This is a genomic window from Streptomyces sp. 378 (genome assembly GCF_030124145.1).
In the GTDB taxonomy this organism is placed as follows: Bacteria; Actinomycetota; Actinomycetes; order Streptomycetales; family Streptomycetaceae; genus Streptomyces.
In genome coordinates this window covers 16,005-39,673 of sequence record NZ_JASKMS010000001.1, presented here as the reverse complement: position 1 = coordinate 39,673, position 23,669 = coordinate 16,005, and the positions used below count along the sequence as shown (strand labels likewise).

Genomic DNA, 23,669 nt, shown 5'->3' with positions numbered 1-23,669 from the left:
GACGTGAGCACCCCCGACCTTCCCCTCGCCTCCTCCGGAGGCTGCTCAGACGGCTGCGCCTGCGGCGCGGACGACGAGACGTACCTGGAGTGCGGCCTGGACCCCGCACTCGCCCGGCTCCTGGCCGACGCCGGCCTCGACCCCGTCGAGGTCGAGGACATCGCCAACGTGGCCCTCCAGGAGGACCTGGCCCATGGCGTGGACGTGACCACGGTCGCGACCATCCCCGAGGACGCGGTGGCCACCGCCGACTTCACCGCCCGCGAGGCGGGCACGGTGGCCGGCCTGCGCATCGCCGAGGCGGTCATCTCGGTGGTCTGCGAGGAGGAGCTCGAGATCGAGCGCCACGCCGAGGACGGCGACCGCGTCGAAGCGGGCCGCAAGCTCCTCTCCGTCACCACCCGCACCCGCGACCTCCTCACGGCCGAGCGCAGCGCGCTGAACATCCTGTGCCGCCTGTCGGGCATCGCGACGGCCACGCGCGCGTGGGCGGACGTCCTGGACGGCACGAAGGCCGAGGTCCGCGACACCCGCAAGACCACCCCGGGCCTGCGCTCTTTGGAGAAGTACGCGGTCCGCTGCGGCGGCGGCGTCAACCACCGCATGTCCCTCTCGGACGCGGCCCTGGTCAAGGACAACCACGTGGTCGCCGCGGGCGGTGTCGCCCAGGCGTTCCAGGCGGTCCGCGACCGCTTCCCGGACGTCCCCATCGAGGTCGAGGTCGACACCCTGCACCAGCTCCGCGAGGTCCTGGACGCCGGGGCAGACCTGATCCTGCTGGACAACTTCACGCCCGCCGAGTGCGCGGAGGCCGTCGAGATCGTCCAGGGCCGCGCCGTCCTGGAGGCCTCGGGCCGCCTGACCCTCGCCAACGCCAAGGCGTACGCGGACACCGGCGTCGACTATCTCGCCGTCGGCGCCCTCACCCACTCCTCGCCGATCCTGGACATCGGCCTGGACCTTCGGTCGGCGGAGTAGGCGGGGTACGGGTCATGCTGCTCACGATCGACGTCGGAAACACCCACACCGTCCTCGGCCTGTTCGACGGCGACGAGATCGTCGAACACTGGCGCATCTCCACGGACGCCCGCCGCACCGCCGACGAACTGGCGGTCCTCCTCCAGGGCTTGATGGGCATGCACCCGCTCCTCGGCGACGAGCTGGGCGACGGCATCGACGGCATCGCCATCTGCGCGACCGTCCCCTCGGTCCTGCACGAGCTCCGCGAGGTGACGCGGCGCTACTACGGCGACGTGCCCGCCATCCTCGTCGAGCCGGGCGTCAAGACGGGCGTCCCGATCCTCATGGACAACCCCAAGGAGGTCGGCGCCGACCGCATCATCAACGCGGTCGCGGCGGTCGAGCTCTACGGCGGCCCCGCCATCGTCGTCGACTTCGGCACGGCGACGACGTTCGACGCGGTCAGCGCGCGGGGGGAGTACGTCGGCGGGGTCATCTCGCCCGGCATCGAGATCTCCGTGGAGGCCCTGGGCGTCCGCGGCGCCCAGCTCCGCAAGATCGAGGTGGCCCGGCCCCGCAGCGTCATCGGCAAGAACACGGTCGAGGCGATGCAGTCGGGCGTCATCTACGGCTTCGCCGGCCAGGTCGACGGTGTGGTCAACCGCATGGCCCGCGAGCTGTCGGAGGAGCCCGAGGACGTCACCGTCATCGCGACGGGCGGCCTCGCGCCGCTGGTTTTGGGCGAGTCGTCGGTGATCGACGAGCACGAGCCGTGGCTGACGCTGATCGGGCTGCGGCTGGTGTACGAGCGGAACGTCTCCCGGATGTGAGCCGCCGCGGGCCCCGTCCCCGCCAGCGTCGCCGCGCGACGGGGCCGGGGGGCCCGCCGGCCCTGCCGCGGACGTGGCGGGGACGGCCCGCCCCCGTCGCGGCGTGACGCCCGCCGCGGGCCGCCACGCCCGCGGCAGGGCCGGCGGGACGGCGTAGTCCCGTCCGTTCCGTGTGATCCGGCCCCGGTTTCCTCCGCGCCTGGCGCCGCAGGGCCTGCCCTCCCGGGGCGAGGCGGTGTCGGGGGCGTCCTGGGCGGGGATGGCATAGCCCCGTCCGTTCCGGTGCGATCCGGCCCCGGATTTCCTCCGCGCCTGGCGCCGCAGGGCCAGCCCTCCGGGGCGAGGCGGCGCGACGCAGTGTCGAGGGCGCTCTGGGCAGGGATGGTGTAGCCCCGCAGCGTCCCGTGTCACCCGGCCCCGGAGTCCCTCCGCGTCGCGGGGGCCGCAGGGCCTGCTCTCCCGGGGGCGAGGCGGCGCCGGGGGCGCTCCGGGCGGGACGGCGAAGTCCCGTCCGTCCCCGCGAAGTCCCGTCCGCCCCGTGACATCCGGCCCCGGAGTCCCCCGCGCCCGGATGCCGCAGGGTCTGGTCTCCGAGGGCGACGCGGTGTCGGGGCGCTCCGGGCGGGACGGCGAAGTCCCGTCCCCTGGGCGGGACGGGTGGTCCTGCGCGCCACACCCGCCCCCTATGTCGAATTTGTCTGATTAGCGCGTATCGTCGCCACATGCCCACGCCATACGGATCCCGCGGCGGCATGGCGTTCGGCGTGGAGGAGCTGCGTGTGCTCCGCCGCGCTCTCGCCCTCACCCTCCACCCCACCCCCGCCTCGGCCGACGACGTCCAGGACTGCCTCCGCCTCGCAGAGTCGCTCGACGAGGTGATGCGGGAGGGGGCGAGGCTGCGAGCCTTCCTCGTGGCCGACCTGGGCCGCTACCGCGCCGCCCTCCCCGGTACCGCCGCCGGCTACCTCGCACTCCTGGACGAGGCGCTGGGCGCCGGCTACCGCCCCCTCCCCGACGACCTCGCCGCCCTGGGTGCCCTGCGCGGCAACCCCACCGCGGCGGCCCTTCTGGACCGCTGCGCGGTCACGCCCGTCCCCGCCGCCGCCGTCCCCACGGCCGCCGTTCCGGGCTCCCGTACCCGCCTCCTGGCCCTCCCGGGAGGCCGCCGCGCCCCCGTCGGCGCCGCCGGGAACGGCCCGGACAAGCAGCCGGAGAAGAAGCCCGCTCGCAAACCGGCCGCCCCCAAGCCCGCCCCGGCCCCGTCCCCCGCGCCCGCCCCCGGCGCCCCGAAGCCCTCCCGTCCGATCCCCACCCCCGGTGAGGTCTTCCCGCGCCGCAAGCCGACACCGCCACCCCCGGCGAACCCCCAGCAGCTCGCCGCGGGCTGACGTGGCTACCCTGGATCCATGGACTACGTCTCCGCGCTCCTGCCCCCGGCCGTCATGGCCGTCTTCTTCGTCGGCGTGATCCGGGTGATCGTGAAGACCCAGGGCGGCGCCAACAAGGCCAAGGAGGACGCGGCCGTGGACGCCGCCCTCGCACGCGTGGAGGGCGCCCGCCGGCCCGCCGCCACGCCGCCGAAGGCCGAAGCCTGACCTCATCCTCCGAGGGCGTACGACTCGGCGAGCCCGCACCTCGCGGCGCCCGCACTTTCAGGTCGTACGCCCTTTTTGTTCCCGTTCGCCGGTGAAGCGCACGTCCGCCACGCCATTACCGGGATCTCCCACTATTGTTCTGAGCTGTGCCTCGCCCATTGGGAGAACTCGAAGACGCGGTCATGTCGCGGGTGTGGAAGTGGAACCGCCCGGTGACCGTTCGAGAAGTCCTGGAAGATCTTCAGAAGGAGCGGTCCATCGCGTACACCACCGTGATGACCGTTTTGGACAATCTCCATCAGAAGGGCTGGGTGCGCCGCGAGGCGGAAGGCCGCGCCTATCGATATGAGGCGGTCTCCACCCGCGCCGCCTACGCGGCCGCCCTGATGAACGACGCCTGGTCCCAGAGCGACAACCCCGCCGCCGCTCTCGTCGCCTTCTTCGGCATGATGAGCGAGGAACAGCGGCGGTACCTCAGCGATGCCGTACGCATCGTCCAGGGCCCGGAAACCCGGGAACCGACCGAACCGTCGGAATCCGCAGAACCGGCCGAACGAGCGGAACCCCGGGAAGGACCCCCGGAGAACCCCGCCTCCGCTCGGGACCACGGCGGGCGATAGCGTCCCGTCATGTCCGCGAAGAGCCCCGAAGCCACCGCAAAAGCCATCACCGTCCGACGGGCCCGCACCAGCGATGTCCCGGCCGTGCGCCGCCTCCTCGACGCCTACGTCCGCGGCGGCATCCTGCTCGACAAAGCAACGGTGACGCTTTACGAGGACATCCAGGAGTTCTGGGTCGCGGAACGGGACGACAACGCCGAGGTCGTCGGCTGCGGTGCGCTGCACGTGATGTGGGAAGACCTCGCGGAAGTCCGCACTCTCGCGGTGAAGCCGGGCCTGAAGGGCGCGGGCGTCGGACACCGGGTGCTGGAGAAGTTGCTGCAGACCGCCCGCTGGCTCGGTGTTCGCCGCGTTTTCTGTCTGACCTTCGAAGTCGACTTCTTCGGCAAGCACGGCTTCGTGGAGATCGGTGAGACGCCCGTCGACACGGATGTCTACGCGGAGCTGCTGCGTTCCTATGACGAGGGCGTCGCGGAGTTCCTGGGACTCGAACGAGTGAAACCGAACACCTTGGGCAACAGCCGGATGCTTCTGCATCTGTGATCGTCGGCCGCAAGTCACTCGCAAGAGGACCGCTCGGTTCGTCTCGGCATATTCGCTGGGCCCGACCCTGCCCAGGTGCCCTATGTCCGAAACGCGCACGTTTCCGGACGGAGCCAGGGCTGCCGGTCTCTGCCGGGGGTTTGTGTTTTTCCGGCAAAAGCGGTTTGCTTTCCGAGGTACTGCAGTACTGCATATAACAGGGGACGGCGATACGGCGGACGCCGGCTCACCCCGGCCCTGAAGATATCGATGAAAGGAAATCCGGTGGCACAGAAGGTTCAGGTCCTTCTTGTCGACGACCTCGACGGTGGCGAGGCGGACGAGACCGTGACGTTCGCGCTGGACGGCAAGACGTACGAGATCGATCTCACCACCGCCAATGCGGACAAGCTCCGTGGCCTTCTCGAGCCATACGTGAAGGGCGGTCGTCGTACCGGAGGCCGTGCTTCGGGCGGGCGTGGAAAGGCGCGCGCGGCTGCGAGCGGCAGCCAGGACACCGCGGCGATCCGCGCCTGGGCGAAGGAGAACGGCTACGAGGTCAACGACCGCGGCCGTGTTCCCGCGACCATCCGCGAGGCTTACGAGAAGGCCAACGGCTGAACAGCGGCACTACCGACCCTGCGCACGCATGGCCGGCGGCTGGGCGCTCGCGCGCCGCAGCCGGACCCGGTGGCACTGGGTCGCCACCGTGTTCACCAGCCGCACGAGATCGGGGGCGTCCCCAGCGCCCCCCAGCGCCGACAGCGTCGGCAGCGAGGCCTCGACCTCGCATCCCGGCTCGGGGGGCCGCAGCCACACGGCGGCCCCCTGGGAACCGGCCCGTCCCGGAGGACCGGGCGGCAGCGCGTCTCCGAGCGGCGTGTGCGCGCCGGGGGGCGAGGGGGTCCGCGGCCTGCAGGGCACCACGGCGTTCGGGCCGCAGGGCGCCGGTACCGCCCGCCGCTCGTCGGGCACCGGGGGCGACGGCGCCTCGATGAGGCCGTCCGCACCGATCGGCACCAGGTCCAGCGGCAGGGACCCCCAGTCGAGCCACTCCAGCAGCCCGGGAATCTCCTCCGCGCTGCCCGCGGCCACCAGGAGCAGCATCCGGTCGCCGTGAAGGGCGACGGGAGAGCCCGCCGCCGAGCGCCGCAGGGCCGCGTGCCCCGCCTCCGCCGGCACGTCCAGGACGTCGTACCGCACTCCCACCACCAGCCGCGGCGGTTCGCCGTGCACCGTCGGCCACCCCAGTTCGTTCTCGTACCACCGCCGGACCTGACCGCTCGAGCCGGCCGGGTCGAGCGGCCGGCGGGGGAGCGGCACGAGCGGGGTCGCGGACGCGATCACGGGCGGAGAGGTCTGGAACATGCCAAGCGCAACAGCCGGAAGGGCGTGCGGGTTACGCTGGGTGGCGTCCCGCACGCACAGAGTGTCGAAACAGGGGCGTGCGGGGGGTGCGGGGAGGCGCAAGGTTGTTCGCCCGTAGCGGAGGGGACGGGGGTGCCCGGCATGGACTTCCGGTCCGTACGGGTAAGACATCCCTAGTGGGAGGGGGCGACACGCAGGAAAGGACGTCTCACGTTCGCCATCGGCGTACTGGCGAGTGGGGTATCTGCCTGGCCTGCGGGAACATCGTCTCGCACCATCGGGTTGGAGCAGATGTCGGCGTTCGGGGTCAGGAGGCCAAGGACGGTGTCGGCAGTTGGAATGAGCGGTCCCCGCTTGCGGGACTAAGCTGCGGAAGGACAGGGAGGGGAAGTTCCCCCCACTGCCTGACCGCTCTGAGGAGCGATTAACGATGTTCGAGAGGTTCACCGACCGCGCGCGGCGGGTTGTCGTCCTGGCTCAGGAAGAAGCCCGGATGCTCAACCACAACTACATCGGCACTGAGCACATCCTCCTGGGCCTGATCCACGAGGGTGAAGGTGTCGCCGCCAAGGCCCTTGAGAGCCTCGGGATTTCGCTCGAGGCGGTCCGCCAGCAGGTGGAGGAGATCATCGGCCAGGGCCAGCAGGCCCCGTCCGGCCACATCCCCTTCACCCCCCGTGCCAAGAAGGTCCTGGAGCTGTCGCTCCGCGAGGCCCTTCAGCTGGGCCACAACTACATCGGCACGGAGCACATCCTGCTCGGCCTGATCCGCGAGGGCGAGGGCGTCGCAGCCCAGGTCCTCGTCAAGCTGGGCGCAGATCTCAACCGCGTGCGGCAGCAGGTCATCCAGCTGCTCTCCGGTTACCAGGGCAAGGAGACCGCCGCCGCCGGCGGTCCTGCCGAGGGCACGCCCTCCACGTCCCTGGTCCTCGACCAGTTCGGCCGGAACCTCACCCAGGCCGCTCGTGAGTCCAAGCTCGACCCGGTCATCGGGCGCGAGAAGGAGATCGAGCGGGTCATGCAGGTGCTGTCCCGCCGCACCAAGAACAACCCGGTGCTGATCGGTGAGCCCGGCGTCGGCAAGACCGCCGTCGTCGAGGGCCTCGCCCAGGCCATCGTCAAGGGCGAGGTGCCCGAGACCCTCAAGGACAAGCACCTCTACACCCTGGACCTCGGTGCGCTGGTCGCCGGTTCCCGCTACCGCGGTGACTTCGAGGAGCGCCTGAAGAAGGTCCTCAAGGAGATCCGCACCCGCGGCGACATCATCCTGTTCATCGACGAGCTCCACACGCTGGTCGGTGCGGGTGCCGCCGAGGGCGCCATCGACGCGGCTTCCATCCTGAAGCCGATGCTGGCCCGCGGTGAGCTCCAGACCATCGGCGCGACCACGCTCGACGAGTACCGCAAGCACCTGGAGAAGGACGCGGCCCTCGAGCGCCGCTTCCAGCCCATCCAGGTCGCGGAGCCGTCCCTGCCGCACACGATCGAGATCCTCAAGGGTCTGCGTGACCGGTACGAGGCCCACCACCGCGTCTCCATCACCGACGAGGCGCTGGTCCAGGCCGCCACCCTGGCCGACCGGTACATCTCGGACCGCTTCCTGCCGGACAAGGCGATCGACCTGATCGACGAGGCCGGTTCCCGGATGCGCATCCGCCGGATGACCGCGCCGCCGGACCTGCGCGAGTTCGACGAGAAGATCGCCGGCGTCCGCCGCGACAAGGAGTCCGCGATCGACTCGCAGGACTTCGAGAAGGCCGCCTCCCTGCGCGACAAGGAGAAGCAGCTCCTGGCCGCCAAGGCCAAGCGCGAGAAGGAGTGGAAGGCCGGCGACATGGACGTCGTCGCCGAGGTCGACGGCGAGCTGATCGCCGAGGTCCTCGCCACGGCCACGGGCATCCCGGTCTTCAAGCTGACCGAGGAGGAGTCCTCGCGTCTGCTCCGCATGGAGGACGAGCTCCACAAGCGGGTCATCGGCCAGGTCGACGCCGTCAAGGCGCTGTCGAAGGCGATCCGCCGTACGCGTGCCGGTTTGAAGGACCCGAAGCGCCCCGGTGGCTCGTTCATCTTCGCCGGCCCGTCCGGTGTCGGTAAGACCGAGCTGTCCAAGGCGCTCGCCGAGTTCCTCTTCGGCGACGAGGACGCGCTGATCTCCCTCGACATGTCGGAGTTCAGCGAGAAGCACACGGTCTCGCGTCTCTTCGGTTCGCCCCCCGGCTACGTGGGCTACGAGGAGGGCGGCCAGCTGACCGAGAAGGTCCGCCGCAAGCCGTTCTCGGTCGTCCTGTTCGACGAGGTCGAGAAGGCCCACCCGGACATCTTCAACTCGCTGCTGCAGATCCTGGAGGACGGTCGCCTGACCGACTCCCAGGGCCGGGTCGTGGACTTCAAGAACACGGTCATCATCATGACGACCAACCTCGGCACCCGGGACATCTCCAAGGGCTTCAACCTGGGCTTCGCGGCCCAGGGCGACACCAAGTCCAACTACGAGCGCATGAAGAACAAGGTCTCGGACGAGCTCAAGCAGCACTTCCGGCCCGAGTTCCTCAACCGCGTCGACGACGTGGTCGTCTTCCCGCAGCTCAGCCAGGACGACATCCTCAAGATCGTCGACCTGATGATCGACAAGGTCGACGAGCGCCTCAAGGACCGGGACATGGGCATCGAGCTCTCCCAGTCCGCCAAGGAGCTGCTGTCCAAGAAGGGTTACGACCCCGTGCTGGGCGCGCGTCCGCTGCGTCGCACCATCCAGCGCGAGATCGAGGACTCGCTGTCGGAGAAGATCCTCTTCGGCGAGCTGCGCCCCGGTCACATCGTGGTCGTGGACACGGAGGGCGAGGGCGAGACCAAGACCTTCACCTTCCGCGGCGAGGAGAAGGCTGCTCTCCCGGACGTCCCGCCGATCGAGCAGGCGGCGGGTGGCTCGGGTCCGAACCTGAGCAAGGACGCGTGACCCTGCGGGGACGCTCCTGACACCAATGTGGGGCCACTGCCTTCGGGCGGTGGCCCCACGTCGTGCTCAGCCCGGCCCGTCCGTCGGCCGCCCCTGTGCACCGGCTCTTGCCTCAGCGCGGGTCCAGGGTGAGGTCCGCGTCCGGGAAGAGCGGCGGCCCGCTCCCGGTCCGTCCGGGTGGCGGAGCTTCTTCAGCAGCGGGGCGACCCGTGAGGACGCCGGCTTGCCGCCGAGTACCGTCGGATCCAACCGCCTCACCCCCGTGATCGCGCGAACGGGGGTGAGACCACCCGCGGTTGCCCGGGCCGGTCAGGAAAGCTGCCCGCCGTAGTCCGGCAGCTTGAACGTCTTCTCGGCGTGGCCGCCGGACAGGTCGGTGGCGCTGTTGCCGATGTTCGCGATGATCGTGTAGCCCTTGCGCTCGATGTCGACGCGCTGGGCCGTCTTGTAGTCGGCGACGTTCTTGAAGAGGTCGATGAAGTTGCGGACGTAGAGCCCCGAGACCTGGTAGCCGGTCTGCTTCAGGTTGTGCTGGGTGAACGAGGCGATGATGTCCGGGCGGGCGGTCACGAAGAACAGGGCGACCCCGCGCTCCTGCGCGTATCTGGCGGCCTCCAGAACCGGTTTGTTGGCCGGCTGTGGGTAGCTGAAGCCGAAGTCGGTCTCCAGCGCCGTGTTGTCGATGTCGAGGACGATCGCCTGCTTCTCGCCGGGCTTCGTGGCCGCGATCCGCTGCTTCAGATAGGGCAGCGCCTGGTCCATCACGGCCTGGCAGTCCTTCTGCCAGGTGCCGTAGTCGACGTCGGCGGCCGCGGCCGTGGCGGCGCGGGTGGCGGTCGTGGCGTCGGCCGGTGCGGCCATCGCCACCAGGGCTGCCGCCGAGGCGGCGGTCACTGATGCACGGCGCAACCAGGGGCGTCGGATCTGCATGTCGTGGGGGTCCTCTCACGTCCGTGACGCTGCCAACATGTCGTGTGCATGCTCGTGCTCGAGGGTGGCGCGAGGGGAACCGTAGGGTTACCGGACGGTAAGTGCCTAGAGGCGTGCGCCACATTTCCGTACGGGTCGGAGAAGGTGCCCGGTGACATGCCGCACAGGCGATATGTCCGGTACTAGCCGGAATAGTGGATAGGGGACCCGGACAAAAGGGATTCCCGCCCCAGAGTGGGGGCGGGAATGCGGGCTGGTGCCCTGATTTGTACCGAATGGCAGCTGTGTCAAGAGACGTAGAACACTGAACCAGATTACTAATTGGCGTCGTAGGTCATGCTTTTGGGTGTTTGTCGGACTTCGGGTTACCAAGGGATGGCCATCCGGCGGGCGTCAGTGCGCCGGGTGGTTTTCTCCGTCCCCTTCCACACGAGGTTTCGATGTCCCAGCGCGTCACGTCCCGCTCTTCCCGTACGTCCCAGCTCCGCACCCGTGCGACCGTGCTGGCCGCCGGCCTTGGTGTCTCGGTCGCACTGGGAGCCGGGGTCGCGTCCGCCGCCGACACCACGGCCGCGTCCGGTGCAACCACCGCCGTCCAGGCCAAGGCCGCCAAGGCCGCTGTCGCGAAGAAGGCGGCTGCCAAGAAGGCCAAGCCCTCCTGGGTCGACCCGGTGAAGAAGTACACCCTGACCGCGAGCTTCGCCCAGAACGGCGGCATGTGGCAGTCCACCCACAGCGGTCAGGACTTCGCCGTGCCGAGCGGCACCCAGGTCGTCGCCGCCCACGGCGGCACCGTGGTCAAGGCCGGTGGCAACGGCGCCGGTGACGGCCCCGCCTACGGCAACGCCGTCGTGATCAAGCACGGCAACGGCACGTACTCCCAGTACGCCCACCTGTCGAAGATCACCGTGCGGATCGGGCAGATCGTCAAGACCGGCCAGGAGATCGCCAAGTCCGGCAACACCGGCAACTCGAGCGGTCCCCACCTGCACTTCGAGATCCGTACGACCCCGAACTACGGCTCGGCGGTCGACCCGGTGAAGTTCCTGCGCGCCAAGGGCGTGAAGGTCTGACCGACCCCGGGCCGCTCAGGCCCCGGGCCTGTTGTTCGGATCGGGCCGGCTGTGAGGCTCGGCCCCTGTCAGTCGACGACAACGCCGCAGATGGGCGTGCCAGGCCCCACGACGCCGGACTGATCCGAACGGCAGGCCCTAGGAGCCCCCGGCTCCCCGGTGGGCCTGGGTGACCAGGTCCGTGGCGACCTCGAGGACGGCCTTGTTCTTCTCCTCGGGGTCGCCTTCCATGTCCTGCATCAGGAACATCCCTGCGTGCAGGGTGAAGAGCGCGCTCACACAGCGGACCTGGTCGGCCATGTCCGCGTCCGGGTCGATGATGATGTCGCGCAGGCTGCGGATGCGCTCCTTGAAGGAGTCGCCGATACGCAGTTCCCGTACCGTCGCCTGGTTCTCGTGCATGAAGCGGAACAGCGGGGCCGCCTGAGCGAGCGTGTCGGCGTAGCGGCGGACGATCTCCTGCTTGGTCGCGAGGGTGTGCGGCTGCCGCCGGCCCCACTCGATCAGGTCCTCGATCGGCTGCGTGAGGTCCTCGAAGATGCTGACGAGGATCTCTTCCTTCGTCTTGAAGTGGTAGTAGAGCGCCGCCTTGGTGACGTCCAGCTGCTCGGCGATCTCGCGCAGGGACGTCTTCTCGTAGCCCTGCTGCGCGAAGAGTTCGAGGGCTACGTCCTGGATGCGCCGACGGGTGTCCCCGCGGCGCCGCTGCCTGGTGCCGTCCATGGTGCCGCCCATCCTCCTACGCCGCCCGCTTTCCATAAAACTTACTTGACGCCCGGCTAGTTCCGCGGCTAGCTTCCGAGTGTATTCACTAGCCGGGCGGCAAGTAAGTAGCAGTGGTGAGTAGCGGTGACTGGGGGAGTGGGAAGCGATGACGGACACGACGGACACGCCGGTGGCCGACGCCGGGGGAAAACAGCCGAAGAGTGTGCGGGTCGTCCTGCTCGCGCTGATGATCGCGATGATGCTCGCGATGCTCGACAACATGATCATCGGCACGGCGATGCCGACGATCGTCGGTGAGCTGGGCGGGCTCGAACACCTCTCCTGGGTCGTCACCGCCTACACCCTCGCCACCGCGGCCTCCACCCCGCTGTGGGGCAAGCTCGGCGACATGTACGGCCGCAAGGGCACGTTCCTGTCGTCCATCGTCCTGTTCCTGGTCGGCTCCGCGCTCAGCGGCATGGCCCAGGACATGGGCCAGCTGATCGGCTTCCGCGCCGTGCAGGGCCTGGGCGCCGGCGGTCTGATGGTCGGCGTCATGGCGATCATCGGTGACCTGATCCCGCCCCGGGAGCGCGGCAAGTACCAGGGCATGATGGCCGGCGTCATGGCGCTGGCGATGATCGGCGGTCCGCTGGTCGGCGGCACCATCACCGACCACTGGGGCTGGCGCTGGGCCTTCTACATCAACCTCCCCCTCGGCGCGGTCGCGCTGGTGGCCGTCAGTGCCGTGCTGCACCTGCCGAAGAAGCGTTCCGAGGCGCGCATCGACTACCTGGGCGCCGGGCTGCTGACCGTCGGCATCACCGCGATCGTGCTCGTCACGACGTGGGGCGGGACGGAGTACGCCTGGAGCTCCGCGCGGATCATGGAACTGATCGGCATCGGGGTAGCCGCGCTCGTCGGGTTCGTGTTCTGGCAGACCAGGGCGGCCGAGCCGGTGCTGCCGCTGCACATCTTCCGCAGCCTGAACTTCACACTGATGTCGGTCATCGGCTTCATCACCGGCTTCGTGATGTTCGGCGCCACACTCTTCCTGCCGCTGTACCAGCAGTCCGTGCAGGGGGCCTCCGCGACGAACTCCGGACTGCTGCTCCTGCCGATGCTCGGCGCGATGCTCGTGACCTCGATGGTCGCCGGGCGGGTGACCACGAACACCGGCAGGTACAAGGTCTTCCCGATCGCCGGCAGCGTGCTGATGATCGTCGGTCTCTACCTGCTGTCCACCATGGACACCGGGACCTCCCGGCTGACCTCCGGTGTCTTCATGGCCGTGGTCGGGCTCGGCATGGGCTGCCTGATGCAGATCACCATGCTGGTCGCGCAGAACAGCGTGGAGATGAAGGACATGGGCGTGGCGTCCTCGTCGACGACCTTGTTCCGTACGCTCGGCTCCTCCTTCGGCGTCGCGATCATGGGCGCGCTGTTCAACCACCGCGTCCAGGACGTCATGACCGAGCGGGCCGGTGCGCTGGGGTCCACGGTGACCGAGCAGTCGGCGCAGCTCGACGCGAAGAGCCTGGAGAAGCTCCCGGTACTGGCCCGGGAGGCGTACCAGCACGCGGTGTCCGCCGGTACGCACTCGGCGTTCCTGCTCGGGGCCGCGGTGGCGGTGGTCGCACTCGCGGCGGCCGTGTTCGTCAAGGAGGTGCCGCTCAAGGGAGCGGGACCGAAGGAGGACGGCGCGCCGGACGCCCCGGCGGCGCAGCCGCCCCTGGTCGAGGCCGTCTGACCGCCGAGGCCCTCCGACCGCGCCGCACGAGGCCCCCGGGAGTGTCCGCCCGGGGGTCAGCGCCATGCCCGGCCGTGAGCCGGGGCCGGAGCCATGAGAACGGGTCCCGGCGGCCGGACAGAACAACCGGAAGGCAGCTCGGCAGGGCGTCGGTCGGACCCCGGGCCACGACCACCGGAACCTGAGTATCGGCATCGATGTCAGACCCCCGTGCCACCATCGGTCGTATGGACAAGACGCGCCAGGTCCGGCTCGCCAAGGACGCCATGGACCGGGACTGGGCCGACCCCGGGCTCGACCTGGACACCGTGGCCGCGCACGCCGGGTACTCGCGCTACCACTTCATCCGCGCCTTCAAGGAGGCGTACGGCGAGACCCCCGGCCAGTACCTCACGCACCGCCGCATAGAACGCGCCGAGGACCTGCTGCGCACGGCGAACCTGTCGGTGACGGACATCTGCCACCTGGTCGGCTACAGCAGCGTCGGCACGTTCTCGGCCCGCTTCAAGGCCTGGACGGGCCTGACGCCCAGCGAGTACCGGACCAAGCACGTGGGCCGGGGCGCCGCCCTCATACCCGGCTGCTACGCCATGCTCTGGGCCGGCGGCTTCCGTCCCGCCCCCGGCGCCGGCAAGGAGCGCAATTCCGGAGAAGCGGGCTGACACCCCCGCTGCCTACCGTGGCAGGGCAGGCACAACCGGCCGCGAAGCCAGAGCAGGAGCACGCCATGATCAAAGGTCTCGCCATCTCGACCGTCTGGGTCCTCGACCAGGACCGGGCCAAGGAGTTCTACACGGAGAAACTGGGCCTGGAGGTCCGTACGGACATGACCATGGGCGAGGGCGGCATGCGCTGGCTCACGGTCGGCTCGCCGAACCAGCCCGAGGTCGAGCTGACGCTGATGGTGCCCGGCGGACCCGCGATGGACCCCGAGTCCGCCGAGATGCTCCGCAAGCTGGTGACGAAGGGCGCGCTCGGCGCGGGCGTGCTGACCACCGACGACATCCACGGCGACTACCAGAAGCTCAAGGACCGGGGCGTGGAGTTCCTCCAGGAGCCGCAGGAGCGCCCGTACGGCACGGAGGCGCTGTTCCGCGACGACTCCGGAAACTGGTTCTCCTTCACCCAGCCCCGCGAGGGCGGCCTCGACATGGACCAGGACTGGACCTGCTGAAACGACCGGCGGTCCAGTGCCGCGGCAGGCAACGTTCGCCCCGTCGGACGCCCGGCACGCCCTCTCGCCGCACCAGCCGATGGCCCAAGTACGTCCAGTGCGTGGACTTCCGGCCGGCACTCCCCCAAGCTCTTCGAGCAGGGGGACCCCCAGAGCACGCACCGGACGCCGCTCCTTCTCCCACGGAGATCCATCAGAAGGGGCCTGGTGCCGCGGCAGGCACGTACGCACCGGACGCCGCTCCTCCGTGGACAAACGCTGCCCGCCGCGGCCCTAGGACCCCGGCAGCATCGGATAGCTCCCGGTGTTCGTCGGCGCGTGCTCCGGCAGCCACAGCACGGCGACCGCCCCCTCGGCCGGCAGATGTTCCGGTGTGCCCGGGGTGCGGACGTTGCGGAAGGTCAGCCGGGCGCCCAGCACCCGGGCCTGCCCGGCCGCGATGGTCAGGCCGAGTCCGTGGCCGTGTCCGGCGCGGTCCTTGCTGCCGGTGCGGAAGCGGCTCGGCCCGTCGGCGAGCAGGTCCTCGGGGAAGCCCGGGCCGTGGTCGCGCACCCGGATGACCCGGCCCTCGACGCTGACCTCGATGGGCGGCTTGCCGTGCCGGGCCGCGTTGGCCAGCAGGTTGAACAGCACGCGCTCCAGGCGGCGCGGGTCGGTGGTGACTTCCGACTCGTGCACGATCCGCACCTTGACGGCCGGATCCTTGGCCGCCACCCGCCGGGCGACGAACTCCCCGAGCATGATGTCCTGCAGCTCCGCCCGCTCGGAGGCCCCGTCGAGGCGGGCCACCTCCAGCACGTCCTCGACCAGTGTGCGCATGGCCTTCGCCCGGTCCAGCACCAGCTCGGTCGGGCGTCCGGGCGGCAGCAGCTCGGCGGCGGTCAGCAGTCCGGTCACCGGGGTGCGCAGCTCGTGCGCGATGTCGGCGGTGACCCGCCGCTCGGCCTCGATGCGCTGCCGCAGCGCGTCCGCCATGGCGTCCACCGCGCTCGCCAGGTCGTCCGTCTCGTCCCGCACGACCCCGCCCATGGCGTCCCGCACGCGCACGTCCGTCTCGCCGCCCGCCAGCTGGTTGGCCGCGACGGCCGCCTTGCGCAGCCGCCGTGAGAGATGCCCGCCGATGAGCACCCCGAGGGCGCTTCCGCCGAGGACGACGGCGATGGACCCGATCAGCAGGGCCTGGTCCAGGTCCTGGAGGATGTCCGAGCTGCGGTCGGTGAAGCCCGAGTGCAGGGACATCACCTGGCCGTTCTTCAGCGGCACGGCGGCCCATATGTCGGGCACGTCACCCGGCCGGTCGGCCACGTAGGTCGCCCGCTGCCCCGCCTCGACCCGGTCCCGCAGCGCCTGCGGCAGGTCCGGGTCATTGATCTTGGTGTTGGGGAAGTTCATCCGCCCCGACAGCTCGAAGTTGCGCTGGGCGATCATGATGCGTTCGTCGGCGAGGTCCCGCGCGTTGTCCAGCATCGAGACCCGGGCGGCGTTGTGCACGACCAGGCTCAGTGCGATCGCCACCAGCGCCCCGACCAGAGCGATGGCCGCGCTCAGCTTCCATCTGAGGCCGGTGCGGATGCCCGCCCGCTCCAAGCCCGCGGCGACCAGGCGCCGGAAGTGCCCCCTCATACCCCTGCCTAGGCCTTCAACTTGTAGCCGAAGCCACGGACCGTCTCGATCCGGTCCTGGCCGATCTTCTGCCGCAGCCGCTGCACGTGCACGTCGACCACGCGGGTGTCCCCGCCCCAGCCGTAGTCCCAGACCCGCTCCAGCAGCTTGTCGCGGGAGAGCACCGTGCCCGGCGCGGAGGAGAACTCCAGCAGCAGCCGCATCTCGGTCGGTGTCAGCGCCACCGGCTGACCGGCGCGGCGCACCTCCATGCCCTCGGTGTCGACCTCCAGGTCCCCGAAGGCCAGCGTTCCGCCGCTCGTCGGGGCGTCCGGCTCCTCGCCCCGGCCGCCGCCCGCGTGCCCGAAGCGACGCAGCACCGCACGGATCCGGGCGACCAGCACCGCCCCGTCGAACGGTTTGGTCACGTAGTCGTCGGCGCCCGCCTCCAGGCCCAGTACGACGTCGATGGAGTCGGCCCGCGCCGACAGCATGATGACCGGGACGGTCGACTCGTCCCGGATGCGGCGGCACAGGCTGACCCCGTCGAGGCCGGGCACCATGACGTCCAGCAGCGCGATGTCGGGGCGGTCCGCCCGGAACGCCTCCAGGCCCGACAGCCCGTCGGGCATGGCGGTGACCACGAAGCCGTCCCGTTCCAGGGCGAGCTGCGTGGCCTCGCGGATGACGTCGTCGTCCTCGACGAACAGGACGTGGGTCTGGTCTGCCATCCCGGTGCTCTCAGTCCTTCGTGGTCCGTGGGGAGTGCGTTCTCCCTGTGGGGACGCACGGTTCGTACGATGCGTTCACCGAGAGATCGGTCCGAGCGGCCCGATCGGTTCACGCGGCCTTCCGCCCACGTCAGCTCGGGGGCGCCGGCGTCGGGCTGTCGCCGACGACCTTCCCGTAGTCGTTGTGTGTGCGGTACTTCTCCGCGAAGCGGCCGGCGGCCCATCTGTACGTGATCACGTTCTCCCCGGAGGGGCTCGACACCGGGTCGCCCTTCTCGTACACCTGCTTGGTCACGACCAGGTCGCCGCGGTCGATCTCCGCGTAGACGGGCGGCTCCTCGGCCTTGAACACATTCTCGTACGAGCCGTCCTGCTCGTGATACACGTAACTGCCCACACCCACCGCGTCACCGCAGGTCAGCACATTGACGACGACGTCGTCCGCGGAGCCGCCGGTCAGGTTGCCGTAGGAGACGTCGACCGGGTACTCGTCGGCGACGCAGGGCTTCAGCTCGCGCTTCACCTCGGGCGCGACCTTCGGGTCGTCCTTGACGAGCTTGACCGCGTTCACGGTGTCAGGCGTCTTCGACGGAGCCGCGGAAGCGGTGGCGGCACCCGCCACCGAGTCGGCGTGCGCCGGGCCCTCGTCTCGGGCACCGGTCCCGCCGGCACCGCACCCGGACACCAAAAGGGCGAGGGCGGTGGGCACGGCCAGTGCCGCGCCCACCGCCTGGATACCGCCCCGGGTTCGCGCAGAACCCTCGCCGGTCAGGCCGCGCACCGCTCCCGCTCCTCACGCTCCAGCGCGCGTGCGTCCAGATCGCGGGACTCCAGCTCCTCGCGGAGCCGGGCGAGCGCCCGGTGCAGCGTGCTCTTGACCGTTCCGGCCGACATGCCGAGGGCGGCGGCCGTCTCCTCCGTGGACATCTGCTCCCAGTGTCGCAGCACCACGACACTGCGCTGCTTCGGGGCGAGCACCTTCAGGATGTCCATCAGCAGGGCGCGGTCCGCGTGCTGCTCGGTGGCGTCGTCGACCGAGGCGTCCGGGAGCTGCTCGGTCGGGACCTCGTCCAGCTTCCGCGCCCGCCACCACTCCGTGCGGGTGTTGATCATCACCCGGCGCAGGTAGGCGTCGGCCAGCCGCTTGTCCTCGATGGTCTCCCAGCGGCCGTACGTCCGTACCAGCGCCGTCTGGAGCAGGTCCTGCGCATCGGTCGGGTCCGGGACCAGGCGGCGGGCACTGCGCAGCAGCGCGTCCTGCCGGGTGCGGACGTACTCCTCGAACTCGAGCACCTCGCCCTGCGCCATGGTGAACCGCCTCCCGTTTCCCCGTTCGGGCCGGCTCCCCGCCGCCCGTGCACTGCCTGTGGTCTTCCGTCGTCCCGTGTCTTCCGGGAACGCGATTGAAGGTACGGAGGCGTTGTCACGGCGCTGTCCGAAGCAGCCTGCGGCCAGCGCTCGGCTGTCCGTCGGTTGTGTAACGGAAGTCGGAACGGGATAAGGAGGTGGGGGTCTTGGGTCTGATTCAGGGCGGTTTGTCCACCCTGAGTTCTGTGACGGTCGGCGATCCGCCGCTGTGACCCTCAGGTGCGTCAGGTCAGCGGCAGGCGGTACGAACCGTCCTCCAGCGGCTCCACCAGACCGTCGGCGACGAGGCCGTCCAACGCGCGGGCCCGCTGCACCGGCTCGTGCCACACCCGGTCCAGGGCCGCCTGCGGAACGGCCCCGTGCGCCTCCCGCAGCACGGCGAGCAGCCGCCCGCGCACCTGCCGGTCGGTGCCCGCGTAGGTCTGCCCGCGGCGCGGCGGACCGTCGTGCGCCGGCTTGCCCGCCAGCCGCCACGCGCACTGCGCGGCGATCGGGCAGCGGTGGCACGACTCGCTCTTCGCCGTGCACACCAGCGCGCCCAGCTCCATGGAGGCGGCGGCCCAGCGGGCGGCGGTCGGCTCGTCCTCGGGCAGCAGCGCGCGGGCCAGCTTGCGCTCGGCGGCGGTGGTCGCGTTCGGCGGGTACTGCACGCCGGTGACGGCGCGGGCGAAGACCCGGCGCACGTTGGTGTCCAGCACCGGGTGCCGCTGCCCGTAGGCGAAGGAGGCGACGGCGGCGGCCGTGTACTCGCCGATGCCGGGCAGCGCCAGCAGCTGCGCGTGGTCGGCCGGTACGTCACCGCCGTGCCGTTCCGTTATGGCGACGGCGGCGCCGTGCAGCCGCAGCGCGCGGCGCGGGTAGCCGAGCCGGCCCCAGGCGCGGACGGCCTCGCCGGGCGCCTCCTTGGCCAGGTCGGCGGGGCGCGGCCAGCGCGCCAGCCACTGCTCGTAGACGGGCAGGACGCGGCTCACCGGCGTCTGCTGCAGCATGAACTCGCTGACCATCACCCCCCATGCCCCGGCTTCGGGGCGCCGCCACGGCAGGTCGCGGGCGTGGTCGCCGAACCAGTCGATGACGGGGGAGTGCAGGTTCTCTCCGAGGGGCGGGCCGGAGGGCGCGGCGGCGGAGGGGACGGCGGGGTGCGGGGGCTTCGTGGGAGCAGTCATGGCCCTTCGATGGTGCCACGCAGAGGTGCCGAATCGGGCACTCCGCCACCCCGCCGAGGCGGTGCCCCGACGATCGGGAGGTCTCCGTTCGAGCGGTTGATCGTGAAGGAGCGCCGCTTCGGCCTCCTTCGTCCTCCCCAATGGCCCTCCCACGGACGGCCGTTCACCCGGCTCCATCCTGAACTGCCCGGCGAGGCAGGCCGCTTCAGCCGGCTGCGATGCCGGGCGCGCGTTCCGGCCAGGTGCCGGCCGGGGGCGCGCGGGCGTCTCGGGCCGGCGGTGCGCCGTGCGGCCCGGCTCGTCGGCGCACGGGCGTCTCGTGCGGAGGAAATGGCGCCGCATCAGCGCCGGAGAGCAGTTCGACCGCTGCCCATGTCCCGTGCGATGCCTTCCAAGCTCATCGTCACGGACGGTAGGCGACAGGGCGACATCGTCGCCCTGTGTGATCATCTCCTCCCGCACCCGACGAAAGGCAGGGGTGGGGAGGCGATTTCCGGAATGATGATCCGGAAAAGTTGTGGCCCCGAGCGGCGGGTGGGACGGGTGAACGCGCCGATCTCTCGTAAGGTTTGCGCCGTGGGATCTCTGCGCAATCCGGTCGGGCCGCTTCCCTCCTCCATCTACTGGCGTCGGAGGGTCGTACTGGTGTCTGTGGTCGCCCTGTTGGCGTTGCTGACCACCTGGATCGTGACCATGGGCGGCGGGGGCGGCAAGGACGGCGACGACGGCGCCAACGGCAAGAATCCCGCGCCTTCCATCACGCCCGGCCCGTCGAGTTCGGGACCGGCCATCAGCCAAGCCCCCGGCGGACGCGAGGAGTCGGGCGGCGGCGGTTCCGGCGGCTCCTCGTCCGGGTCCGGCGACGGTTCGGGTGACGGCTCGGGCAACGGGTCGGGAGACGGTTCCGGCTCCGGCGGCGGTTCCGGCTCGGCCGGGTCCGGGGGGTCCGGCGGCTCGGGAAGCGGCACCACCGCGGGCGGCGTCGCCGAGGGCGACACACTGCCGGCCGGTTCCACCCTTCCCAACTGCACCGCGAGTGCGGTCAAGTTCAGCCTGCGCAGCCGGCACAACACCTACGACCCCGGGCAGACGCCCACCTTCCTGCTGACCGCGCGGAACATCTCCGGCAGCGACTGCAAGATCGATCTCGGACCGAAGAACGCGGTGTTCACCATCGCCCCGGCGAGCAGCGACGACGACTACTGGTCCTCCGAGGACTGCCCCAAGGCCGCCGCGCACCAGCTGTACCGGGTCGCCGCCGGCAGCGGCATCACCTACACCGTGAAGTGGGACCGCAAGCCGAGCGTCCCCGAGTGCGCGACGCCTCCGGCGGGTTCGGCCAAGGCGGGCACCTACCTGGTGGAGGCCAAGGCCCCGGGCTTCGCGAAGGTGCAGACGTCGTTCGTGCTCTCCGCCGACTAGGAGAAGGCCGGAGGGCGGTACGAGGGCGGTACCCCTTGCCGGGTACCGCCCTCAGCCGTTCCAGCCGGGTCGGCCGTCCGCGTCAGACGTACCGCTCCAGGATCGACGACTCCGCCAGCCGCGACAGCCCCTCGCGGACGCTGCGCGCCCGGGCCTCGCCCACGCCGTCCACCGTCTGCAGATCGTCGACGCTGGCGGCGAGCAGCTTCTGCAGCCCGCCGAAGTGCTCGACGAGGCGGTCGATGATCGCGCCGGGGAGCCGGGGCACCTTGGCGAGGAGGCGGAAGCCGCGCGGGGACACTGCCGAGTCCAGCGTCTCGGGCGCGCCGGTGTAGCCCAACGCCCGTGCCACCGTGGACATTTCGAGCAGCTCGGCGTGGGTGAGGGCGTCGAGTTCGGCGAGGGCCTCGTCGACCGTGCGGGAGCGCTTGGCCGTGGGTTCGGGGACGTAGTCCCGCACGACCAGCTCGCGCTCGGGCTCCACGCCCGCGATCAGCTCGTCGAGCTGAAGCGCCAGCAGCCGGCCGTCCGTGCCCAGCTCCACCACGTACTCGGCGATCTCCGTGGCGATGCGGCGCACCATCTCCAGGCGCTGGGCGACCGCCGAGACGTCCCGGACGGTCACCAGGTCCTCGATCTCCAGCGCCGACAATGTGCCCGCGACCTCGTCGAGGCGCAGCTTGTAGCGCTCCAGGGTGGCGAGCGCCTGGTTGGCGCGGGACAGGATCGCCGCAGAGTCCTCCAGGACGCGGCGCTGGCCGTCGACGTACAGGGCGATCAGCCGCATCGACTGGGAGACCGAGACGACCGGGAAGCCGACCTGCTTGCTGACGCGGTCCGCGGTGCGGTGCCGGGTGCCGGTCTCCTCCGTCGGGATCGTCGGGTCCGGGACCAGCTGCACACCCGCGCGCAGGATCTTCGACAGGTCCGAGGACAGCACGATGCCGCCGTCCAGCTTGCACAGCTCGCGCAGACGGGTCGCGGTGAACTCGACGTCCAGCACGAAACCGCCGCTGCACAGCGCCTCGACCGTCTTGTCGGAGCCGAGCACGATGAGCCCGCCGGTGTTGCCGCGGAGCACGCGCTCCAGGCCGTCACGCAGGGCGGTGCCGGGTGCCACGGCGCTCAGCGAGGCGCGCATCAGGCCATCGGTACCGGCGCTCCCGCCGGATTTTCCGGGAGCAGATGCCCGGTCGTTGGCTGCCACTGCACTCCTCCGGTCGCTGGTCCTGGGCGCCCCCGTGTCGCGCGCTCGGTTCGCACGGACGGGCGAGACCAGGGCAAAGTCTACCGGCGACCCTCCTCGTCCTGTGGGGCCTCTCTGCGACGGGACCGGGGAAGGACCCGCAGGGCGTCCCCTATGTCCGCGACTTCCAGGACCTTCATACCCGCCGGGACCTTGCCCGGGTCGCCCGGGACCAGCGCGTGCGTGAACCCCAGACGGTGGGCTTCGGCCAGCCTGCGCTGCACTCCGGTGACCCGTCTCACCTCGCCCGCGAGGCCCACTTCGCCGATCGCGACGAGATTCTTCGGGAGAGGTGTGTCACTCGCCGCGCTCGCCAGGGCGAGCGCGACGGCCAGGTCCGCGGCGGGCTCCGAGAGCTTCACACCGCCGACTGTCGCGGAGTAGATGTCCCTTTTGCCCAAGGCGCTGATCCGCCCGCGCTGTTCCAGCACCGCGAGCATCATCGAGACGCGGGAGGTCTCCAGGCCCGAGGTCGTGCGGCGCGGGGAGGGGATCTGCGAGTCCACCGTGAGCGCCTGGACCTCGGCGACCAGGGGGCGGCGGCCCTCCAGGGTGACGGTCAGGCAGGTGCCCGGGACGGGTTCGGCCCGGCGGGTCAGGAAGAGGCCGCTCGGGTCGGCGAGGCCCGTGATGCCCTCGTCGTGCAGCTCGAAGCAGCCGACCTCGTCGGTGGTGCCGTAGCGGTTCTTGACGCCGCGCACGAGACGCAGGCGGGCGTGCCGGTCGCCCTCGAAGGACAGCACGACGTCCACGAGGTGCTCCAGCAGGCGCGGGCCCGCGATCGCGCCGTCCTTGGTGACGTGGCCCACCAGCAGGGTGGACATGCCGCGTTCCTTGGAGGCCCGGATGAGCGCGCCCGCGACCTCCCGCACCTGGGCCATGCCGCCGGGCGCGCCGTCGATCTCGGGGGAGGCCACCGTCTGCACCGAGTCCATGATCAGCAGCGACGGCTTCACCGCGTCCAAGTGGCCCAGCACGGCCGCCAGATCCGTCTCGGCCGCCAGGTACAGGTGATCGTCGATGGCGCCGATGCGGTCGGCGCGCAGCCGGACCTGGCTCGCCGACTCCTCACCCGTGACGTACAGCGTGCGGTGCTCGTCGCTCGCGGACTTGGCCGCCACGTCGAGCAGGAGCGTCGACTTGCCGACGCCCGGTTCGCCCGCGACCAGCACCACCGCGCCGGGCACCAGTCCGCCGCCGAGCACGCGGTCCAACTCCGGCACGCCGGTGGGGCGGGCGGTGGCCTGCCGGGCGTCCACCTGGCCGATGGGCAGGGCGGAGGTGGTGACCCGGCCCGGTGCCGTCGTACGCACCGCGGGCGCGCCGTACTCCTCGACCGTCCCCCAGGCCTGGCACTCGGGGCAGCGGCCGAGCCACTTCGCCGTCTGCCAGCCGCATTCGGTGCAGCGGTAGGACGGTCGGTCCTTGGTGGTCTTCGTACGGGCAGCCATGGACGAAACCGTAGCCGCCGGCACTGACATCGCGGGGACGGGCCGAGACATCGCGGGGACGGACCGACGGCGGCCGGCTGCGCGCCAGGGGTCCGCCACCCCGCGCCAGCCGTGGAACCACCGGTTCATGTCCCCGTTTGAGGGATCGTTTCACCCGTACGGGTTAAATGTGCTCAAGCCGACGGAAGGTGCCACTCCCG

General features: G+C 70.8%; 23 protein-coding genes. 13 read left to right on the top strand and 10 right to left on the bottom strand.

Translation table 11 applies throughout. The annotated features are described in order from the left end of the window. Positions 1 to 3: 3 nt before the first annotated feature. The 7 genes from nadC (at position 4) to QNO09_RS00155 (ending at position 5,148) form a co-directional block, all read left to right on the top strand. Complete coding sequence (gene nadC / locus QNO09_RS00185; RefSeq protein WP_283967927.1) at positions 4 to 978, top strand: carboxylating nicotinate-nucleotide diphosphorylase; 975 nt, start codon at positions 4 to 6, stop codon at positions 976 to 978. Positions 979 to 992: 14 nt separating this feature from the next. After that, positions 993 to 1,790, top strand: coding sequence for a type III pantothenate kinase (locus QNO09_RS00180; RefSeq protein ID WP_283967926.1), 798 nt, complete (start codon positions 993 to 995; stop codon positions 1,788 to 1,790). A 752-nt stretch (positions 1,791 to 2,542) separates the two neighbouring features. Continuing rightward, positions 2,543 to 3,178 (top strand): hypothetical protein, encoded by a 636-nt coding sequence (locus QNO09_RS00175; RefSeq protein WP_283968388.1) that lies wholly within the window; start codon positions 2,543 to 2,545, stop codon positions 3,176 to 3,178. An 18-nt stretch (positions 3,179 to 3,196) separates the two neighbouring features. Continuing rightward, entirely contained in the window at positions 3,197 to 3,385 is a 189-nt protein-coding gene (locus tag QNO09_RS00170) for a hypothetical protein (protein WP_283967925.1), read from the top strand. A 182-nt stretch (positions 3,386 to 3,567) separates the two neighbouring features. After that, positions 3,568 to 4,005 (top strand): BlaI/MecI/CopY family transcriptional regulator, encoded by a 438-nt coding sequence (locus QNO09_RS00165; protein ID WP_502962232.1) that lies wholly within the window; start codon positions 3,568 to 3,570, stop codon positions 4,003 to 4,005. A 9-nt stretch (positions 4,006 to 4,014) separates the two neighbouring features. Continuing rightward, positions 4,015 to 4,548, top strand: a complete 534-nt coding sequence (locus QNO09_RS00160; RefSeq protein ID WP_283967923.1) for an amino-acid N-acetyltransferase — start codon at positions 4,015 to 4,017, stop codon at positions 4,546 to 4,548. 264 nt (positions 4,549 to 4,812) lie between these two features. Further along, a complete protein-coding gene (locus QNO09_RS00155; protein ID WP_283967922.1) occupies positions 4,813 to 5,148 on the top strand; it encodes a histone-like nucleoid-structuring protein Lsr2 in 336 nt (111 codons plus the stop codon). A gap of 9 nt (positions 5,149 to 5,157) precedes the next feature. On the opposite strand, the gene QNO09_RS00150 is transcribed toward QNO09_RS00155, so the two are convergent. Continuing rightward, positions 5,158 to 5,895, bottom strand: a complete 738-nt coding sequence (locus QNO09_RS00150) for an SCO3374 family protein (protein WP_283967921.1) — start codon at positions 5,893 to 5,895, stop codon at positions 5,158 to 5,160. 430 nt (positions 5,896 to 6,325) lie between these two features. On the opposite strand from QNO09_RS00150, the gene QNO09_RS00145 reads away from it, so the two are divergent. Beyond that, on the top strand, positions 6,326 to 8,851 hold the full coding sequence (locus QNO09_RS00145; protein ID WP_283967920.1) for an ATP-dependent Clp protease ATP-binding subunit: 2,526 nt from the start codon (positions 6,326 to 6,328) through the stop codon (positions 8,849 to 8,851). A 309-nt stretch (positions 8,852 to 9,160) separates the two neighbouring features. Here QNO09_RS00145 and QNO09_RS00140 read toward each other — a convergent pair whose 3' ends face one another. After that, a complete protein-coding gene (locus tag QNO09_RS00140; protein ID WP_283967919.1) occupies positions 9,161 to 9,781 on the bottom strand; it encodes an HAD family acid phosphatase in 621 nt (206 codons plus the stop codon). Between the two features lie 440 nt (positions 9,782 to 10,221). Here QNO09_RS00140 and QNO09_RS00135 point away from each other — a divergent pair, with 440 nt between their 5' ends. Further along, entirely contained in the window at positions 10,222 to 10,854 is a 633-nt protein-coding gene (locus tag QNO09_RS00135; RefSeq protein WP_283967918.1) for a M23 family metallopeptidase, read from the top strand. Between the two features lie 138 nt (positions 10,855 to 10,992). Here QNO09_RS00135 and QNO09_RS00130 read toward each other — a convergent pair whose 3' ends face one another. Further along, positions 10,993 to 11,589 (bottom strand): TetR/AcrR family transcriptional regulator, encoded by a 597-nt coding sequence (locus tag QNO09_RS00130; protein WP_283967917.1) that lies wholly within the window; start codon positions 11,587 to 11,589, stop codon positions 10,993 to 10,995. A gap of 136 nt (positions 11,590 to 11,725) precedes the next feature. Between QNO09_RS00130 and QNO09_RS00125 the strand changes: the two genes are divergently transcribed. The 3 genes from QNO09_RS00125 to QNO09_RS00115 all read left to right on the top strand — a co-directional run bounded on the left by QNO09_RS00125 (position 11,726) and on the right by QNO09_RS00115 (position 14,483). After that, positions 11,726 to 13,309 carry an MDR family MFS transporter gene (locus QNO09_RS00125; protein WP_283967916.1) on the top strand — a complete coding sequence of 528 codons (1,584 nt, stop codon included), beginning with the start codon at positions 11,726 to 11,728 and terminating at the stop codon, positions 13,307 to 13,309. Between the two features lie 227 nt (positions 13,310 to 13,536). Further along, positions 13,537 to 13,971 carry a helix-turn-helix transcriptional regulator gene (locus tag QNO09_RS00120; RefSeq protein ID WP_283967915.1) on the top strand — a complete coding sequence of 145 codons (435 nt, stop codon included), beginning with the start codon at positions 13,537 to 13,539 and terminating at the stop codon, positions 13,969 to 13,971. A 65-nt stretch (positions 13,972 to 14,036) separates the two neighbouring features. Next, positions 14,037 to 14,483, top strand: a complete 447-nt coding sequence (locus QNO09_RS00115) for a VOC family protein (protein ID WP_283967914.1) — start codon at positions 14,037 to 14,039, stop codon at positions 14,481 to 14,483. Between the two features lie 273 nt (positions 14,484 to 14,756). On the opposite strand, the gene cseC is transcribed toward QNO09_RS00115, so the two are convergent. From cseC to QNO09_RS00090, 5 genes are all read right to left on the bottom strand, one after another. Continuing rightward, a complete protein-coding gene (gene cseC / locus QNO09_RS00110) occupies positions 14,757 to 16,106 on the bottom strand; it encodes a two-component system sensor histidine kinase CseC (RefSeq protein WP_283967913.1) in 1,350 nt (449 codons plus the stop codon). A gap of 8 nt (positions 16,107 to 16,114) precedes the next feature. After that, positions 16,115 to 16,816, bottom strand: a complete 702-nt coding sequence (cseB, locus tag QNO09_RS00105; protein WP_283967912.1) for a two-component system response regulator CseB — start codon at positions 16,814 to 16,816, stop codon at positions 16,115 to 16,117. A gap of 130 nt (positions 16,817 to 16,946) precedes the next feature. After that, positions 16,947 to 17,597 carry a hypothetical protein gene (locus QNO09_RS00100; protein WP_502962224.1) on the bottom strand — a complete coding sequence of 217 codons (651 nt, stop codon included), beginning with the start codon at positions 17,595 to 17,597 and terminating at the stop codon, positions 16,947 to 16,949. Next, positions 17,585 to 18,124, bottom strand: a complete 540-nt coding sequence (locus QNO09_RS00095; protein WP_283967911.1) for a SigE family RNA polymerase sigma factor — start codon at positions 18,122 to 18,124, stop codon at positions 17,585 to 17,587. Before QNO09_RS00095 ends, QNO09_RS00100 begins: the two co-directional genes overlap by 13 nt. A gap of 284 nt (positions 18,125 to 18,408) precedes the next feature. After that, on the bottom strand, positions 18,409 to 19,350 hold the full coding sequence (locus QNO09_RS00090) for an HhH-GPD family protein (RefSeq protein WP_283967910.1): 942 nt from the start codon (positions 19,348 to 19,350) through the stop codon (positions 18,409 to 18,411). A 576-nt stretch (positions 19,351 to 19,926) separates the two neighbouring features. On the opposite strand from QNO09_RS00090, the gene QNO09_RS00085 reads away from it, so the two are divergent. Then, positions 19,927 to 20,772 carry a hypothetical protein gene (locus QNO09_RS00085; protein WP_283967909.1) on the top strand — a complete coding sequence of 282 codons (846 nt, stop codon included), beginning with the start codon at positions 19,927 to 19,929 and terminating at the stop codon, positions 20,770 to 20,772. Between the two features lie 82 nt (positions 20,773 to 20,854). Here the strand turns inward: QNO09_RS00085 and disA are convergent, their stop codons facing one another. Both disA and radA read right to left on the bottom strand, forming a co-directional pair. Further along, positions 20,855 to 21,979, bottom strand: a complete 1,125-nt coding sequence (gene disA / locus QNO09_RS00080; RefSeq protein ID WP_283967908.1) for a DNA integrity scanning diadenylate cyclase DisA — start codon at positions 21,977 to 21,979, stop codon at positions 20,855 to 20,857. A gap of 80 nt (positions 21,980 to 22,059) precedes the next feature. Next, positions 22,060 to 23,469 carry a DNA repair protein RadA gene (gene radA / locus QNO09_RS00075; protein ID WP_283967907.1) on the bottom strand — a complete coding sequence of 470 codons (1,410 nt, stop codon included), beginning with the start codon at positions 23,467 to 23,469 and terminating at the stop codon, positions 22,060 to 22,062. Positions 23,470 to 23,669 lie beyond the last annotated feature (200 nt).

Bases quoted from the DNA above. Each gene is read 5' to 3' on its own strand.
- QNO09_RS00145 (WP_283967920.1), top strand. From the start codon at position 6,326: ATGTTCGAGAGGTTCACCGACCGCGCGCGGCGGGTTGTCGTCCTGGCT.
- QNO09_RS00175 (WP_283968388.1), top strand. From the start codon at position 2,543: ATGGCGTTCGGCGTGGAGGAGCTGCGTGTGCTCCGCCGCGCTCTCGCC.
- cseB (WP_283967912.1), bottom strand. From the start codon at position 16,816: ATGGCAGACCAGACCCACGTCCTGTTCGTCGAGGACGACGACGTCATC.
- QNO09_RS00120 (WP_283967915.1), top strand. From the start codon at position 13,537: ATGGACAAGACGCGCCAGGTCCGGCTCGCCAAGGACGCCATGGACCGG.
- QNO09_RS00125 (WP_283967916.1), top strand. From the start codon at position 11,726: ATGACGGACACGACGGACACGCCGGTGGCCGACGCCGGGGGAAAACAG.
- QNO09_RS00160 (WP_283967923.1), top strand. From the start codon at position 4,015: ATGTCCGCGAAGAGCCCCGAAGCCACCGCAAAAGCCATCACCGTCCGA.
- QNO09_RS00165 (WP_502962232.1), top strand. From the start codon at position 3,568: ATGTCGCGGGTGTGGAAGTGGAACCGCCCGGTGACCGTTCGAGAAGTC.
- QNO09_RS00135 (WP_283967918.1), top strand. From the start codon at position 10,222: ATGTCCCAGCGCGTCACGTCCCGCTCTTCCCGTACGTCCCAGCTCCGC.
- QNO09_RS00115 (WP_283967914.1), top strand. From the start codon at position 14,037: ATGATCAAAGGTCTCGCCATCTCGACCGTCTGGGTCCTCGACCAGGAC.
- QNO09_RS00180 (WP_283967926.1), top strand. From the start codon at position 993: ATGCTGCTCACGATCGACGTCGGAAACACCCACACCGTCCTCGGCCTG.
- QNO09_RS00090 (WP_283967910.1), bottom strand. From the start codon at position 19,350: ATGACTGCTCCCACGAAGCCCCCGCACCCCGCCGTCCCCTCCGCCGCC.
- cseC (WP_283967913.1), bottom strand. From the start codon at position 16,106: ATGAGGGGGCACTTCCGGCGCCTGGTCGCCGCGGGCTTGGAGCGGGCG.
- QNO09_RS00140 (WP_283967919.1), bottom strand. From the start codon at position 9,781: ATGCAGATCCGACGCCCCTGGTTGCGCCGTGCATCAGTGACCGCCGCC.
- radA (WP_283967907.1), bottom strand. From the start codon at position 23,469: ATGGCTGCCCGTACGAAGACCACCAAGGACCGACCGTCCTACCGCTGC.
- QNO09_RS00095 (WP_283967911.1), bottom strand. From the start codon at position 18,124: ATGGCGCAGGGCGAGGTGCTCGAGTTCGAGGAGTACGTCCGCACCCGG.
- QNO09_RS00170 (WP_283967925.1), top strand. From the start codon at position 3,197: ATGGACTACGTCTCCGCGCTCCTGCCCCCGGCCGTCATGGCCGTCTTC.
- QNO09_RS00150 (WP_283967921.1), bottom strand. From the start codon at position 5,895: ATGTTCCAGACCTCTCCGCCCGTGATCGCGTCCGCGACCCCGCTCGTG.
- QNO09_RS00130 (WP_283967917.1), bottom strand. From the start codon at position 11,589: ATGGGCGGCACCATGGACGGCACCAGGCAGCGGCGCCGCGGGGACACC.